1 protein-coding gene is annotated in these 1,425 nt (G+C 68.5%); it reads left to right on the top strand.

Annotated features, from left to right (window positions below; translation table 11 throughout):
• The first annotated feature begins 249 nt into the window (after nucleotides 1-249).
• Nucleotides 250-1,422, top strand: coding sequence for an adenylyltransferase/sulfurtransferase MoeZ (gene moeZ, locus MJ785_RS21865; RefSeq protein WP_239382759.1), 1,173 nt, complete (start codon nucleotides 250-252; stop codon nucleotides 1,420-1,422).
• Nucleotides 1,423-1,425: the final 3 nt, after the last annotated feature.

Raw genomic sequence — 1,425 nt, 5'->3', positions numbered from 1 at the left:
GGGCGCTCTGAGAACCCGCCGCGGGCGCGGGCCGTGCACGAAGCCTGTTTGGAGCGGTCCCGTTCCCGACCGCCGGCCGGGGAACAGCCGTGCCCGCTCGTGCGCTGTGCTGGCTGGCGATCCCGTCGACCGGGCGCGCGGCGCGGCCCAATCGGGCGATCTTGTACGAGGGCGTTCGTAGCCTGCGACGATGGGGCCGACGAGGTTGTCGGATGTATGGATTCAGCGCTGCGACCGCGAGGAGAGATCGTGTCCCTGCCGCCCCTGGTCGAGCCCGCGGCCGACCTGAGCATCGACGAGGTCCGCCGGTACTCCCGGCATCTGATCATTCCGGACGTCGCGATGGCCGGCCAGAAGCGGCTGAAGAACGCGAAGGTGCTGGCCGTCGGTGCCGGCGGGCTGGGCTCGCCGACCCTGATGTACCTGGCCGCCGCCGGGGTGGGGACGCTCGGCATCGCCGAGTTCGACACGGTGGACGAGTCCAACCTGCAACGTCAGATCATCCATGGGCAGTCGGACGTGGGACGCTCCAAGGCGCTGTCGGCCCGTGACAGCGTCCGCGAGATCAACCCCTACGTGGACGTCGTCCTGCACGAGACCAGGCTGGACACCAGCAATGTGATGGAGATTTTCAGCCGGTACGACCTGATCGTGGACGGTACGGACAACTTCGCCACCCGCTATCTGGTCAACGACGCCTGCGTGCTGCTCGGCAAGCCGTATGTCTGGGGGTCGATCTACCGGTTCGACGGCCAGGCGAGCGTCTTCTGGGCCGAGCACGGCCCGTGCTACCGCTGCCTCTACCCTCAGGCGCCGCCGCCGGGCATGGTGCCGTCCTGCGCGGAGGGCGGTGTCCTCGGTGTGCTGTGCGCGTCGATCGGGTCGATCCAGGCGACCGAGGCGATCAAGGTGCTGACGGGGATCGGCGACCCGCTGGTCGGTCGCCTCATGGTCTACGACGCGCTCGAGATGAGCTACCGTTTGATCAAGGTGCGCAAGGATCCCGAGTGCGAGCTGTGCGGCAAGAACCCGAGCATCACCGAACTGATCGACTACGAGGCCTTCTGCGGGGTCGTTTCGGACGAGGCCCAGCAGGCGGTGGCCGGCTCGACGATCCTCGCCGCCGAGCTGAAGGACTGGCTTGACCGCGGCGAGCCGATCGAGCTGGTCGACGTCCGGGAGCCGGCCGAGTGGGAGATTGTCCGCATCCCTGGGGCGCGCCTCATCCCCAAGGGCGAGCTGCCCGCGCACCTTTCCGAGCTGCCGCAGGACCGCAGGATCGTCCTTTACTGCAAGAGCGGCGTGCGGTCGGCGGAGGCCTTGGCGACGCTGAAGGCCGCGGGTTTCTCCTCGGCGGTGCACGTCCAAGGCGGTGTGACCGCCTGGGCGACCCAGGTCGACAAGTCACTGCCGGTGTACTGACCG

The sequence above is a fragment of the Protofrankia sp. CiT1 genome (assembly GCF_917627335.1).
Classification (GTDB): Bacteria; Actinomycetota; Actinomycetes; order Frankiales; family Frankiaceae; genus Protofrankia.
The sequence above is the reverse complement of the archived record's forward strand: the minus strand, read 5'-3'. Positions and strand labels throughout refer to the sequence as shown.